Below are 13,992 nucleotides of genomic sequence, written 5' to 3' on the forward strand. Positions count from 1 at the left end.
TATGCAGCCACATTGGTGGCATCCCAAATGGGCGGGGCCGACAACGAGATGCTGCCGCAAACATCGCATAATGATGCCTGTTATCACCCGCCCGACCAAGCAAGTTCCCAGGAGATGGCCGAGCCACCGGGTGCCGTGCGTTAAGCCGTCGTTTGAGGTCGGCGTATCGGCGGGGAAGGGCAGAGGGTAAGATATGTCCCTTTACCTACCTGAGTAGCCTTATAGGGGCGTGGACGTTATGAAAACCGGTGACAAGCGACCAAAGATGGGCCTGGGAACATTGGCGATTCACGCTGGCCAGAGTCCCGATCCGAGCACCGGCGCGATTATGACGCCCATCTACGCCACCTCGACCTATGTCCAGGAGAGCCCCGGCAAGCATAAGGGCTACGAATACTCCAGGACGCAAAATCCTACGCGCATGGCGTACGAGCGCTGTGTGGCAGCCCTGGAAGGCGGGGAGGCCGGCTTCGCTTTCGGCTCCGGTCTGGCCGCTGCGGCGACCACCCTGGACTTGCTGGATAGCGGCAGCCATGTGATCGCCATGGATGACCTGTACGGCGGCACCTATCGGCTTTTCGAGCGGGTACGCCGCCGCTCCGCGGGGCTCGACTTCAGTTTTGTCGATCTGAATGACGAAGCAGCGCTCAAGGCGGCACTTAAGCCCAATACGCGGATGATCTGGGCGGAAACCCCGACCAACCCCATGCTGAAACTGGTCGACCTGAGCAAGGTCGCGAAGTTCGCCAAGAAGCATGGCCTGATCCTTGTGGTGGACAACACGTTCTGCTCACCCATGCTGCAGCGCCCGCTGGAGCTTGGCGCGGACTTGGTCCTGCATTCGGCCACCAAGTATCTCAACGGCCATTCCGACATGGTGGGTGGCGTTGTGGTGGCAGGCAGCGAGCACCTGGCAGAGCAGATGGGGTTCCTGCAGAACTCAGTTGGCGCTGTGGGTGGGCCATTCGACTCGTTCCTCGCCATGCGTGGCTTAAAGACGCTCCATCTTCGAATGAAGGCGCACTGCGAGAGCGCGCTGGAACTGGCCCGCTGGCTTGAAGCCCATCCCCAGGTGGACCGGGTTATCTATCCCGGGCTCAAGAGCCATCCTCAGCATGCCCTTGCCAAGCGCCAGATGGATGGCTTCGGCGGCATCATTTCCATCGAAGTAAAAGGCGGCTTGCGCAAGGCAAAGCGCATGCTTGAGCGTTGCCGCCTGTTTGCGCTTGCGGAGTCGCTGGGCGGTGTTGAGAGTCTGATCGAGCATCCGGCCATCATGACTCACGCATCGGTTCCGGCAGCCAATCGGAAGCGTCTTGGCATCAGCGACAGCTTGATTCGACTGTCCGTGGGCGTTGAAGACTTGGCAGATCTTCGTGAAGAACTGCAAGCAGCTCTTGCCTAAGCCGTCGCCGGGGCAGTGAGTATGGAAAAGGCAGGAATGACATCGGCAAGTGGCATGCGTCGTATGGCGCTCGCGCTTTTGCGGGCGATAGGTCGCATGGGTTCGACGTCGTTGTATTCCAGGATTTCTGCCTGTTTACCCAAGGCACTCAAGGCACGCGTGCACCGGTCCCTGCTAAGCGCTGCGGCCGGTCCACAAACAACGCTGGTTTTTCCTGCAGGCGCTCGTGATAGCCAGGGCGAACCCGCTTCGACGCCCATGCCACAAGCGGTGGCAGTCCCTCAGGAAGTCCTGCAGGGGCACGGCGTCAATCTGATCGGGTACGTGCGTGGCGGATTGGGGCTGGCGGAGAACGTTCGTTCCTTCGCGAGGGCCTTGCGCGCCAGGCGCTTTCCTATGGCGCTGATCGACGCCAACGTGCTCGAAGAGAGTCGCAACACCGACGACTCGCTCGCGCCCGATACCGAGCGCGACGCACAGCATGAGATTGACGTCTTCTTCGTCAATCCAGATCAGTTGCGTGATGCCATCCAGGCCGTTCGCGGCAGCGATGCGCACTATCGAATCGGCTATTGGTTTTGGGAGCTGGAAGAGATTCCGGAACAGTGGCTGCCTTCCATTGATCTTGTCGACGAGATTTGGGTCTCTTCCGAGTTCGTCAAAGCTGCTTTCGCGAAAGTCACGGACAAGCCAATCACGCTGATTCCGATGGCGGTCGAAGTCGATACAAGTCAGTTGTCGGGGGTGAAACGGGGGGAGTCCGAAGCAGGGCCGTTCACGTTTCTTTTCAACTTCGACTTTCATTCGTACGTCGAGCGGAAAAACCCTTGCGCTTTGATCGATGCTTTTCGCTTGGCCTTTCCGGCTGAAAGAAGCGATGTGCGTCTGATCATCAAGTCGATCAATGGTGAGTTGTTCCGGAGGCAGTACTACCAGCTTTTGTCACGTGCCGCGGAGGATCGCCGCATTGTGGTCAGTGATGGTTTTGTATCGCGTCACCAGATGCTCGAGCTGGTGAATGGGGTGGATGCCTACGTATCTCTCCATCGATCAGAAGGTTTTGGCCTGGGTCTCGCCGAGTCCATGTATCTCGGTAAAGCCGTCATTGGCACGGGTTACTCCGGCAACCTTGAATTCATGAAGTCCGATAACAGCTGCCTTGTGGATTTCTCCATGACGCGCCTGAGGCAGGGTGATTACGTTTATGGCGAGGGTCAGTATTGGGCAAATCCCAATATCGAGGACGCTGCACGATACATGCGGAAGCTCGCAGACGAACCCGAGTTCGGAAGCGCTTTGGGGCATAGGGCCGCTGAATACATGCGCCTGCACCATTCGCACAAGCAAAGCAGTGATGTGGCTATTCGGCGGCTTCAGCAGATCCAGCGAAAGCTTGGTCTGGAGGTCGCGGTCGCCGAAAAAATTGGGGAGCAGTGAATGACGTTTAGTTACGCGGAAGAGCATTTATGAACGAGATGCTTGAGGCAGTCTGGCGCTATCGCCATTTCATCGTATCGTCGATCAAGAATGATCTGCGTTCGCGCTTTGCGCGAAGCAAGCTGGGTGCTCTATGGATGATCCTGCAGCCTTTGGCGCAGGTGGCGATCTACTCGCTTGTGCTTTCCCGCATCATGTCGGCGAAATTGCCAGGTATTAGCAATCCCTACGCATACTCAATCTATCTGCTGGCTGGCATGCAGGGCTGGTCGTTATTCAATGAGATCGTCAGCCGGTCGCTGACGGTGTTCGTGGACAATGGCCGCCTGCTGAAGAAGATCGTCTTCCCAAGAGTCTGCCTTCCCCTCATTACGGTGGGTTCGGCTCTTGTGAACAACGTCATGTTGTTCCTGGTCATGATCGTCGTCTTTGCCATGCTCGGCCATTTCCCTGTCATCGCGCTGTTGTGGATGCCGGTGCTCATGGTGATTACCGCTGCTTTCTCGCTCGGGTTGGGGCTTTTGCTGGGCGTGCTGAACGTGTTTGTGCGTGACATTGCACAGTTCATGATGGTGGTGCTGCAGCTTTGGTTCTGGCTCACCCCGGTGGTGTACATGGCGTCGATTGTTCCGCCTAGCCTGCACTCGCTCATGCAGCTCAACCCGATGTACTGGATTATCGATGGATACCAGCAAACACTGGTTTACGGGCACGGCCTGGACGCCATGAACTTCGTTCCGGTAGTGATTGCATCACTGGTACTGCTTGTCATCTCGCTGTTCTTGTTCCGCAAAGCAGCTCCGGACATGGTGGACGTGCTATGACGGATGCAGCGCTCACCGTAACGAATGTCGGCAAGTCGTATCGCGAATATGGTAGCGAATGGCGCCGTTTTGGCATGTGGTTTGGCTTGCGCTCCTCTCGCATTAAGGAGCACTGGGTTCTTCGGAATATCAATTTCGTTGTTCGCCGTGGCGAGGCGGTGGGCATTGTCGGGCAGAACGGCGCTGGCAAAAGTACGCTATTGAAGATCGTCACCGGTACGCTGGGTGCGACGGAAGGTGGCGTTACAGCGAGCGGCAGGATTGCAGCCATCCTTGAACTCGGCATGGGCTTCAATCCCGATCTGACGGGTCGCCAAAATGTAGAGCACAGCGCGGGGCTTATGGGTTTCTCGCGTAGTCAGATTCAGATGCTGCTACCTGAGATTGAGGCGTTCGCGGAGATTGGCGCGTACTTCGACGAGCCCATGCGGACCTATTCCAGTGGTATGCAAATGCGTGTGGCCTTTAGTCTGGCCACAGCCATGCGCCCGGATGTGCTTATCGTCGACGAGGCCTTGTCGGTAGGCGACGCCTACTTCGTCCATAAATGTTTCAAGCGGATCCGGCAGTTTCGTGAAGAGGGGACCACGCTGCTTATCGTGTCCCACGACAAAGGGGCGATACAGGCACTTTGTGATCGGGCTGTGATGCTCGAAAAGGGACAGCTGATTGCCGATGCGTCGCCGCAAGAGGTGATGGACCTCTACAACGCACTGATCGCGGAAAAGGAGAACGGCTCCATCCGCCAGGTCAGTGCTGCCGATGGGCAGACGGCCACTACGTCGGGCACCGGAGAGGCCACCGTAGAGCGCATCTGGCTACAAGATGACCAAGGGCGTTCGCTGGAGTACGTGGGCGTCGGAGATCCTGTTGACCTGGTCATTCGCGTGCGCGTGAATGCACCGATCGAGCAGCTGGTCATTGGTTACATGATCCGCGATCGGCTTGGTCAGGCCATGTTTGGCACGAATACGTCGTATGCCGAGCAGGTGATCGAAAATGCCAATCCGGGGGACGAGTTTGAATTGCATGCGCGTTTCGCCATGAACCTGGGCGTGGGCAGCTATTCGGTATCCGTGGCCTTGTCCAGTACGGAAACGCATTTGGTCGACAATTTCGAGTGGCGCGATCTGGCGCTCATCTTTACCGTGGCCAATACGCAACGCGCCCCGTTCGTTGGATCTACCTGGGTCCCTCCTCAGGTGACTATCGACTGCAATGGCCAAAATATGTCGTTGGAGTCTGCCTCTGATGCGCAGGGCGGGCCACGACTGGTCACTGGCCGATAATGGATTGGAAGGCAGCATTTCAACGGAATTCGAGGTAATAAGCATGAAAGATGACGAGCAGTCGAAACAAGATCGCGTTGCAGAACCGGCTTCGTTATTTCCGGTTAGCGCATCACTATCTATCGACGAGCTAATGCGGCGCGTACGTGCAGAAGTTGAGCGCCGCCGTCTCCTCTCGAGAGAAGAGGATGCCGGACGTTCTGTTGAAAATGATGGCCAGCAGCGCTTGCCTCGTTGGAATGGTTTTGGCTCCAGACTGCCGGTAAAGGACAGCTACCGCCTCGCCGAATTCTTGCAGCTGTGGGACGAAGAATTCGTCTCGACCGTTTACCGGGTTGTCCTGCGTCGCCCAGCGGATCAACAAGGCTACAAGCATCATCTTGATGCCCTGCGATCTGGGCAGCGGAGTCGTGTGCAAGTGCTCGGCAGCATCCGGTTTTCCGAGGAGGGCCAGCGCCTGGGCGTCCATATCGACGGTCTGCTCATCCCCTATAGACTGCAAAACCTCCGCCGCATTCCTCTCATCGGTCGATTGGCTTCATTTGGCCTGACGCTCGTTCGTCTGCCGAATCAGCTGCAGTCGTTGGCCACGCATTCCGGACGGACGTCCCAGGCGATGGTTGGTCTGGTTGGGCGAATCGAAGAGACCCTTGAGCAGCATTTCAAGGTTATCCATGAAGATCTCGATGAGCGCGCCAATGCCACAATGCAACGCGTCATTGAGGCGAGACAGGCCACGCTAGCGCGCGATTTGTCTGAGATACGAGAAGACATTCGCGCTTTGCGCGCTGAGCTCGCCCACGTAAAAGCGAAGTACGAAGCTCATCAGGGGAGCTGGCGCGACGTTTCTCCCAATTCGTTGGTCTCGGCAGTTAATGAGAGCCGCCGCGGCCTAATCGATCTGCAGAGGAAGTTGATGACCTTGGCATCGTCGAACCCGGTGTCAGGTTCTGCTGGAGTGCAGGGCACGTCAGAGGCAGCCACTTCCATTCTTGATGCGGAGTACACCTCGTTTGAGGACACGTTCCGTGGCACCAGGGACGACATCAAGAAGCGTGCTGAACATTATCTCGATCACCTCGCAGCTGCAGGAGTGACGCCATCTTCTGGTTTGGTGATTGATTTGGGATGCGGTCGCGGCGAATGGTTGGAGCTGCTTCGTGAGCGGGGATATCAAGCTCGCGGCGTTGATATGAATCCGGTGATGCTGGATGACTCGATCGCACATGGTCTCGATGTGGTAGAGGCAGATGCGCTGACATACCTGCGTGGTCTGTCGGATGCCTCGGTGGCGGCTATTACGTCCATGCACCTCGTTGAGCACTTGCCTCAGGCAGTATTGATCCAGTTGCTTGACGAGGCTATGCGTGTTCTTAAGGACGGTGGGCTCTTGGCGCTCGAAACGCCTAATCCGGAGAACATCACGGTAGGCGCCTGCTGGTTCTATATGGATCCGACGCACCGCAACCCTATTCCGCCCCCGCTATTGCAGTGGACCGTTACCAATCGTGGTTACGTCGATGCAACGATTCACCGCCTCAAGGAGCATCGTGGCGTATCGCAGTTGGAAACTGTGCCGGCAGATCAGCCAAATGCGTCGCAGATGAATGAAATGATCGGATGGTTCACCGCTGCGCCGGATTACGCCATCGTGGCGCGAAAAGCATGAATTCGCCCATCTCTCAGCTTTCGGATAAGGCAACACGGCTCTACGTAACGGGCGGGACGGGCTTCGTTGGGGGTCACGTTGCCAAGTTGGTTGCTGAAGGAGTATTTGGGTCCTGTGAGCTAATCGCAGCTTCGCATGGGCTGGATATTCGCGACGCCAAGGCCGTCAAAGAAGAACTTTCAGAAGTAAAGCCCGATCAGGTCATTCATTTGGCCGCGCGTAGTTTTGTGCCGGCATCATTCGTTGAGCCTCAAGATACCTTTGAGGTGAACCTGTTCGGCACCCTGAATATTCTTGAGGCCCTGAAAGAGCTCAAGTTCAGCGGTCGGATGCTCTATATCAGCTCAGGTGATGTTTATGGCGCCGTACCTGAAGAAGCCTTGCCCGTTGATGAGTCTCGTCCTCCGGCCCCGAGAAGCCCTTACGCAGTAAGCAAAGTTTCGGCCGAGCTGTTGTGCAAACAGTATCATTTGAGCGCAGGCCTGGACGTTATTGTCGTTCGCCCCTTCAACCACATCGGTCCGGGTCAGCATGAGCAGTTTGTCGTGCCGGGATTCGCCAAGCAGGTGGCGCGTATTGCCCAAGGCTTGCAGCCTCCCATCATCGAGGTTGGCGATATCGACGTTACCCGGGATTTCTGCGATGTGAGGGATGTGGTTCGCGCGTACGCCATGCTTTTGCGTTCGGGCCGTGCAGGAGAGTTGTACAACGTTGCATCCGGAAACGAGACAACTGTTCGCGACATTTTAGAAAGGCTTTGTGCGCTGGTTGGCGTGACGCCCGAGATTGTCCAGGACGCGTCCAGACTGCGCCCGAGTGAGCAGCGTCGGATGGTTGCCAGCGCTAAGAAGCTGACGGACGACACGGGCTGGCGGCCAGCCATATCACTTGATTCATCACTTCAACAAATTCTTGAAACTTTTAGGACGAAGGTCACGCAATGAGCAAAAGTGCATTGATCACCGGCATCACCGGCCAAGACGGCGCCTATCTCGCCAAGCTGCTGCTTGAGAAGGGTTACAAGGTCCATGGCCTCATGGCGCGCCGTGGCTCCGACAGCCTTTGGCGGCTGCGTGAGCTGGGCGTTGAACGCGATGTATCTCTGATCGATGGTGACCTTACTGACGTCACCTCGTTGATTCGCGCTATGGAAATGGCGCGTCCCCAGGAGGTCTATAACCTCGGGGCGCAGAGTTTCGTCGGCACATCGTGGTCGCAGCCCATTCTCACCGCGCAGGTGACCGGCGTGGGCGCCGTCAATGTTCTCGAGGCGGTGCGTATTGTCGATGCCAAGGCGCGCTTCTATCAGGCGTCCACCAGCGAGATGTTTGGCCTTATCCAGGCTGCAAAGCAGGATGAGAATACGCCCTTCTATCCGCGCAGCCCCTATGGTGTAGCGAAGCTGATGGCCCATTGGGCAACGGTCAACTATCGCGAAAGCTTCGGCTTGCATGCTTCCAGCGGCATTCTCTTCAATCATGAGTCGCCGCTGCGCGGTCCTGAATTTGTCACCCGCAAAGTGACCCAAGCCGTTGCGCGCATCAAGAAGGGCCTGCAGAAGGAACTTCGCCTCGGCAATATCGACGCGCAGCGCGACTGGGGTTTCGCCGGCGATTATGTAGAAGCCATGTGGGCCATGTTGCAGCAGGACGAAGCCAGCGACTATGTCGTCGCCACGGGTACCACGACGACGGTCCGCGCCATGTGCGAAATCGCGTTCAAGCATGTCGGTCTCAACTATCAGGATTACGTCGTCATCGATCCTGAATTCTTCCGTCCTGCTGAAGTGGATATCCTGTTGGGCAATCCAGCAAAGGCGAAGGCCGGCCTCGGCTGGGAGCCGAAGACGTCTCTGGAACAGCTTATTGCCATGATGGTCGACAGCGACCTGAGGCGTCTGGAAGTTTCCGGCTCATGAAGGTAGCGGTAGTCACCGTTCGCTCATCGTCTGGCGAAGAGGGTGGGGCTGAGCGCCTGTACCAAGCATTGGTGCAGGCGTTTGCCGATCTTGGTCATCAGGCCGAAGAGGTGACTCTAAGGACGGATGAATCGACATTCGAGCGTATTCTGGAGAACTACCTCTACTTTTACGATTTGGATCTGTCGGAATACGACGTCATTGTGTCGACGAAGGCGCCGACGTGGATGGTTCGCCACCCGGGGCATGTTTGTTATCTGGTCCACACGATTCGCGCGTTCTATGACATGTTCGCGCGCCTGTTTCCCAATGCGCCGGGCGGCCTGCTACAACAGCAGGATCTGATTCATCTGCTCGACACAAAGGGATTGGAGCGCCCAGGCTGCAAAGCCGTGTTCTCCATAGGCCATGAAGTATCAGATCGGCTGCGCGTGTGGAACAGGATGGAAGCGGGCGTCATGCATCCGCCGCTTTGGCAGAATCCTTTCCACGAAGAGCCTTCCGAGCCCTTCCTCTTTTTGCCAGGAAGGCTTCATAGCTGGAAGCGGACTGACCTGGTCGTCAAGGCGATGCGGCACGTACGAAGTCCGCTTCGCCTCGTACTGGCGGGAACGGGCGAGGCAGAGGCAGAACTTAAGCGTCTGGCGAAGGATCTGCCCAACGTTGTCTTTCTTGGCAGGGTGACCGAAGACGTGCTTGTGGACCACTACGCACGCTGTCTGGCCGTGCCGTTTACTCCTCAGAACGAGGACTACGGATACGTGACCCTCGAGGCTTTTGCCAGTGGGAAGCCCGTCGTTACATGCGAAGACTCTGGAGAGGCCGCGTTAATCGTTCGGCAGCAAAACGGCGGGATGATTACCAAGCCTGACCCGAAATCCATTGCCGCGGCGATCGACTGGCTATATGAGCGTCCGGAAGAGAGCAAGGCGATGGGGCGGCGTGGACATGATTGGGTCAACAGTCTGCGGTGGTCTCAAATCGCGGAGACACTACTGGAAGCGGCCAGAGCGTAGTTGGCTTGGTATAGGCAGTGGTACTCGAAGATTGATGGGAAGGACGGGGTAGGGCGTGACGAAGCAACTCAATGTGGTCATTATCGATATGCAGCCAATCACCCCGGCGGTGGGTGGCGGGCGGCAGCGCTTACTCGGGCTTTATCACGCCCTCGGGCCCAATATTGCTGCCACTTATGTCGGAAGTTACGACTGGCAGGGTGAGCCCAAGCGCGAACACCAGCTCACTACCGGGCTGCGGGAGATTGTGGTTCCGCTGAGCGATGCTCATCATGCCGCCGCCAAGGCGGCATCCGATCGTATACATGGCCGGGTGGTTATCGATTGCCTCTTTCCGAAACAAGTTCATCTCTCGCCTGAGTTTCTCACGGTGGCGCGTGAGCACATGGCCAAAGCCGATGTCGTGGTCTTCTCCCATCCGTGGGCGTTCCCCCCGCTCGCTGATTCCCTTTCTCCCGCGCAACTGGTGGTGTACGACTCGCAAAACGTCGAGGCGGTTCTGCGAACGGATCTGCTTGGCGATCTGACTGAAGCAGCGGATGTCTTGCAGACGGTAGTCGAAGCTGAGTACGACCTTTGCCGGCGGGCAGATTTGATCCTCACGTGTTCGCACGATGATCGGCAAACATTTGCAGCACTTTTCGATCTGCCCATGTCGAAGTTGCGCATCGTTCCAAATGGGATTTTCGCCTTCGATGCAGCGCCGGCGAATAAACAAACGCGAGCAGCTGCGAAAGCCGAGCTTGGGTTAGATCAGTCGGTATGTATTTTTGTGGGCAGCAACTACGGCCCCAACAATGATGCCGCGCACTACATAGCCACAGAGCTCGCCACACGGTTTGCCGACGTGTGCTTTGCCATTGTCGGGGGGTGCAATGCAGCACTGCAGCAGGTGCCGATTCCCGGGAACGTAAGGACGCTCGGTGTGCTGGATGAGGCCGAAAAGCGTTTATGGCTTACGGCTGCGGATGTGTCGCTCAATCCGTTGTCCCAGGGTTCGGGAACCAGCATAAAGATGTTTGACTTCATGGCGGCTGGTGTTCCGGTGCTTACGACGGCGCCGGGTGCGCGCGGCATCATTCAGACGGGAAGGGCGGCGTTTCGGCTCGCGTCTCGTACACAGACGCCTAAGGCACTACGGGAGCTGCTGGCTCATGCGGAGCAGCGTGATGAGTTGGCAGGGAATGCGCGCAAGCTTGTCGAAAATCACTACGCATGGGAACGCATTTCGCCTCGCACAGGAATGCTTCTACGCGCTTTCTATGCCGCCAAGCACGAGGGACGGAAGTCGTTTTCCGTCATTATTCCCAGTTATGAAAGGCCCGGTCACCTCGATAGGTTGTTCGAACGCCTGGAGGCTCAGACAGAGCGGAGCTTTGAAGTCATTGTGATCGATCAGTCGGCCTCGCCCTGGCATGGCTCGACTAAGCCCTGGACCTTTCAGCTCACCTACGTACATTCGCCCGTAAAAGGGGCAGTGGTGTCACGTAACACCGGAGGAGAACTGGCCACCGGTGCGGTGATCGCATTTACGGATGACGATTGTGAGCCGCTGCCCGACTGGCTGCGCCACGCATTGAGGCTCCTGGAGCAGCCCGATGTGGTCGGAATAGAAGGACGAGTCGAATCGGACCACTTGGATGATCCCGAGTGGCGCTCTGTCAGCAACGTCAATTTCGCCGGGCTCGGCTTCATGACCGCGAACCTGCTCGTGCGCAATGAAGTGTTTCAAGCCCTCGACGGCTTCGACCTGGCTTTCGACGAGCCACATTTTCGCGAAGACACTGAGTTTGGCTGGCGTATGCAGACTTTGGGGAACGTCCCGTACAGTAACGACGTCAGAGTGTTCCATCCTGCGCATCGTAGAGACCAGGTTCGTGAATCGTCTGCCGAGCGAAACAAGTTCTTCGAGAAAGATGCTCTGTTGTACCGAAAGCACCGCGGGCGCTATATCGAACTTCTGTTGGCCGAAGGGCATTGGCAGAATACGCCCGGCTTCTGGGAGAATTTTGAGCGCGGTGCCAACAAGTACGCCGTCGAGTTGGGCGAGGAGCTCATGCAGTATCGGGACCTGTATCGGGCCACCTTGTAGCCTGTCCTACATCTCCGGCGCTGTTCCAATCGACATAACGGAAGCCCCATAGACGGGTCGATAACGATCACGAAGGAATGACTGAGTCGACCTCTGCGTCAGACCATCGATGTGCTCCGGCATCGTCATCCTTTGGCTAAGAGCATCCGACGACGCGTGTGTCCTCGCGGGACGCTTGATCATTTGATGTGTTTTGGCAATCGGCGCTTGCTGGCACCGCTCAAAATCTGGTCGCCGCCAATCTGAATAGTCAGTGGTACCCGCACAGTTGGTGGTTTCTGAGCAAATGGCTCAGGACGGAGGGATTCTTGGCATCATTCGATGCCAAGAATCTGTCGTCAATCTCCGATGTCGACCTTCGACAGCGAAATGGAGAGGCGACGAGAGTCGCCTGCGGGATACCCGAGATCCGCAGGAAGTTTGATCTCGTTACCCTGAGTTAACTTGATGAGCAACTGGCCATTGGTCGCTTCCAGGCAGCGAGACGGCACGACCACCTTATAGGGCTTGATGGCGTCGCTTGTTACGTCGAAGTTCGCGGCCTGGCAGTCGTTGATCGTCACGTTGGTGGGCAAATGCTTGTAACCATCGAATGCTCTCAACCAAAGAGTGACGCTCAGGTCGCTCTTGGGGACATTCAAGGGAATCGCTATCAACGATTCTTGACCTACGGCCCACGTGCCCCACGACTCGGGCTGTGCAAACCCTGACTTCAGGACAAGTTGACCAAGACCGCTTGTTGTGGGGTAGACAGATGAATGGGTGCCATAGACGCACCGATGTTTGCCCGCGAGCACTTCGCCGGCCCCGGCCTTTGCCGCTGGCCCAGCGGGCCGTCCGTTCGGGAAGGCAATCGCTGCATTAAGTCCGCAGACGGATGCAATCGACTCACCCGGGCGGGCGACGGTCAACATGACGAAGCCCGATTCATCAGTTGATGGGACACTGACTGTCTGGGGGCCATCCCACCCTTCTGTGCCCCGGATCCTTTCGTACAGGATCTCCGCGTCCCAAGGTATCAGCCTTGGTGCATTCTGGATAAAGAAATTGGCTGCTGGCTGGAGGCGGAGATAATAGACATTCGCCGGAAGACCGGCGAGCCGAATCGTCCAAAGCAGCTGAAAGCAAAGCGCAGCCACGCACAGGCTCATGAGGTGCCGTGACTTTGGACTCAGCTCCGCCATCATGAACGTCGATAGCGCAATGAAGGGAGCAATGAGCCAGGTCGAATAACGAATGGGGCCCATCGAGCCGGCGTTCCAGTTGATCTGTGCGAGTGTGGGCAGGGCCGCCAAAGTGCATGCCAGAATTGCTCCGGCGACGCATAACATCGTACTTCTGCGGCCTTTCTCCCGATAGAAATAGCAGGCCGTGAGAATGGGGATAAAAAGTGCGATGGGCGACCAGAAGAAAAGCCCCTGATTGGGATCGACAAACACTGACAAAAGCCTGGACAGGCTGATCAGTGATCTATCCAGGTAACCACCGCCAGCGATAAGGCTGAATACTCTGAATTTCCAGAAGTAGAAGAGGAATGGCGCGGCGAAAACCAGTGCGCCTGGAAGCAGACGCAGACCTAGTCGGACGGTTTGCTGGATCCGTTCCGCACCGGACCGCCATATGGTCACCAGATCCCAGATACCAAACGGCACGATAAAGAAGATGACCGATGGATTCTGCCAGGAGGCCATGGCCAGGCTTACGAACGCGAATCTGCGCGCGCCTCGAAGCATCGCTACAAAGGAGCAGAATGCGAGGCTGGCCGTAAAGACCTCTGGGTGCGGCCAGTTGATGTAGTAGATACCGACCGTCAGCAACAGAACCGCGAGCGTCGTGAGATATACCGCGGGCTGCAGGCGAAGCCAGCGCTGTGCAAACAGAGCGGCACCGACCAACAAAAAAGTGTTGAAAACAATAAACGCGTTAAGAGGGTTCAGCCCGAACAGCTTCAATAGCCAGAAAAAGGGCGCGCTTAGTGCGGCGTACCCAAAGAAGTGGCAGCCATAAATTTTACCGTCGCGCGAGGTATAGAGGCATGCCTGTCCGGTTGGCTTTGATGAGAGCACCTTGCCCAGCTCTTCGCTCGAAGCCTTGTCGAGGACTTGAGTGCGTCCAGGCGCTGCCTGAATCTTATTAAGGTAAGCCAGGTCACGCAGGTTAAGCGCCGGACCATGCCCTTTCGCAAAAGACATGAGTTGGAGGAAGTACTCTTTTCCATCGCCATACATCGCGGGAGTAGCGACGGCCGCAAAACCCAGCGAGATCACGAGGATGATCCACGGAAGCCAGCCGGCCGGGTTCTCGCGTGTTGGCTTCGAGTGAATCAACCCTCCAATCATTCG

Annotated in this window: 10 protein-coding genes; 9 read left to right on the forward strand and 1 reads right to left on the reverse strand. The window is 57.0% G+C overall.

Features of this window, described 5'->3' with window-relative positions; genetic code table 11:
* Positions 1-238 precede the first annotated feature (238 nt).
* From OQE56_RS05260 to OQE56_RS05300, 9 genes are read left to right on the forward strand one after another with little or no spacing between them, the layout of a single operon-like run.
* On the forward strand, positions 239-1,405 hold the full coding sequence (locus tag OQE56_RS05260) for a trans-sulfuration enzyme family protein (protein WP_267222268.1): 1,167 nt from the start codon (positions 239-241) through the stop codon (positions 1,403-1,405).
* A 54-nt stretch (positions 1,406-1,459) separates the two neighbouring features.
* The gene (locus OQE56_RS05265; RefSeq protein WP_267222269.1) at positions 1,460-2,842 is read left to right on the forward strand and encodes a glycosyltransferase family 4 protein; all 1,383 of its coding nucleotides are present in this window, start codon (positions 1,460-1,462) and stop codon (positions 2,840-2,842) included.
* 29 nt (positions 2,843-2,871) lie between these two features.
* Entirely contained in the window at positions 2,872-3,666 is a 795-nt protein-coding gene (locus OQE56_RS05270) for an ABC transporter permease (protein WP_267222270.1), read from the forward strand.
* Positions 3,663-4,955, forward strand: coding sequence for an ABC transporter ATP-binding protein (locus tag OQE56_RS05275; RefSeq protein WP_267222271.1), 1,293 nt, complete (start codon positions 3,663-3,665; stop codon positions 4,953-4,955). The genes OQE56_RS05270 and OQE56_RS05275 overlap by 4 nt, the downstream gene beginning before the upstream one ends.
* Before the next feature lie 43 nt (positions 4,956-4,998).
* Positions 4,999-6,624 carry a methyltransferase domain-containing protein gene (locus OQE56_RS05280; protein WP_267222272.1) on the forward strand — a complete coding sequence of 542 codons (1,626 nt, stop codon included), beginning with the start codon at positions 4,999-5,001 and terminating at the stop codon, positions 6,622-6,624.
* Positions 6,621-7,568, forward strand: coding sequence for a GDP-mannose 4,6-dehydratase (locus OQE56_RS05285; RefSeq protein WP_267222274.1), 948 nt, complete (start codon positions 6,621-6,623; stop codon positions 7,566-7,568). Before OQE56_RS05280 ends, OQE56_RS05285 begins: the two co-directional genes overlap by 4 nt.
* Positions 7,565-8,542, forward strand: coding sequence for a GDP-mannose 4,6-dehydratase (gene gmd / locus OQE56_RS05290; protein ID WP_267222275.1), 978 nt, complete (start codon positions 7,565-7,567; stop codon positions 8,540-8,542). The genes OQE56_RS05285 and gmd overlap by 4 nt, the downstream gene beginning before the upstream one ends.
* Positions 8,539-9,558: a glycosyltransferase family 4 protein gene (locus tag OQE56_RS05295; RefSeq protein WP_267222276.1), complete on the forward strand. Its 1,020-nt coding sequence runs from the start codon at positions 8,539-8,541 to the stop codon at positions 9,556-9,558. The genes gmd and OQE56_RS05295 overlap by 4 nt, the downstream gene beginning before the upstream one ends.
* 55 nt (positions 9,559-9,613) lie before the next feature.
* Complete coding sequence (locus tag OQE56_RS05300) at positions 9,614-11,650, forward strand: glycosyltransferase (protein WP_267222278.1); 2,037 nt, start codon at positions 9,614-9,616, stop codon at positions 11,648-11,650.
* Between the two features lie 338 nt (positions 11,651-11,988).
* On the opposite strand, the gene OQE56_RS05305 is transcribed toward OQE56_RS05300, so the two are convergent.
* Positions 11,989-13,989 (reverse strand): hypothetical protein, encoded by a 2,001-nt coding sequence (locus OQE56_RS05305; protein WP_267222280.1) that lies wholly within the window; start codon positions 13,987-13,989, stop codon positions 11,989-11,991.
* Between the last annotated feature and the right edge of the window lie 3 nt (positions 13,990-13,992).

The organism is Dyella silvae (genome assembly GCF_026421305.1).
Classification (GTDB): Bacteria; Pseudomonadota; Gammaproteobacteria; order Xanthomonadales; family Rhodanobacteraceae; genus Dyella; species Dyella silvae.

Bases quoted from the DNA above. Each gene is read 5' to 3' on its own strand.
- OQE56_RS05285 (WP_267222274.1), top strand. From the start codon at position 6,621: ATGAATTCGCCCATCTCTCAGCTTTCGGATAAGGCAACACGGCTCTAC.
- gmd (WP_267222275.1), top strand. From the start codon at position 7,565: ATGAGCAAAAGTGCATTGATCACCGGCATCACCGGCCAAGACGGCGCC.
- OQE56_RS05275 (WP_267222271.1), top strand. From the start codon at position 3,663: ATGACGGATGCAGCGCTCACCGTAACGAATGTCGGCAAGTCGTATCGC.
- OQE56_RS05305 (WP_267222280.1), bottom strand. From the start codon at position 13,989: ATGATTGGAGGGTTGATTCACTCGAAGCCAACACGCGAGAACCCGGCC.
- OQE56_RS05280 (WP_267222272.1), top strand. From the start codon at position 4,999: ATGAAAGATGACGAGCAGTCGAAACAAGATCGCGTTGCAGAACCGGCT.
- OQE56_RS05260 (WP_267222268.1), top strand. From the start codon at position 239: ATGAAAACCGGTGACAAGCGACCAAAGATGGGCCTGGGAACATTGGCG.
- OQE56_RS05295 (WP_267222276.1), top strand. From the start codon at position 8,539: ATGAAGGTAGCGGTAGTCACCGTTCGCTCATCGTCTGGCGAAGAGGGT.
- OQE56_RS05265 (WP_267222269.1), top strand. From the start codon at position 1,460: ATGCGTCGTATGGCGCTCGCGCTTTTGCGGGCGATAGGTCGCATGGGT.
- OQE56_RS05270 (WP_267222270.1), top strand. From the start codon at position 2,872: ATGAACGAGATGCTTGAGGCAGTCTGGCGCTATCGCCATTTCATCGTA.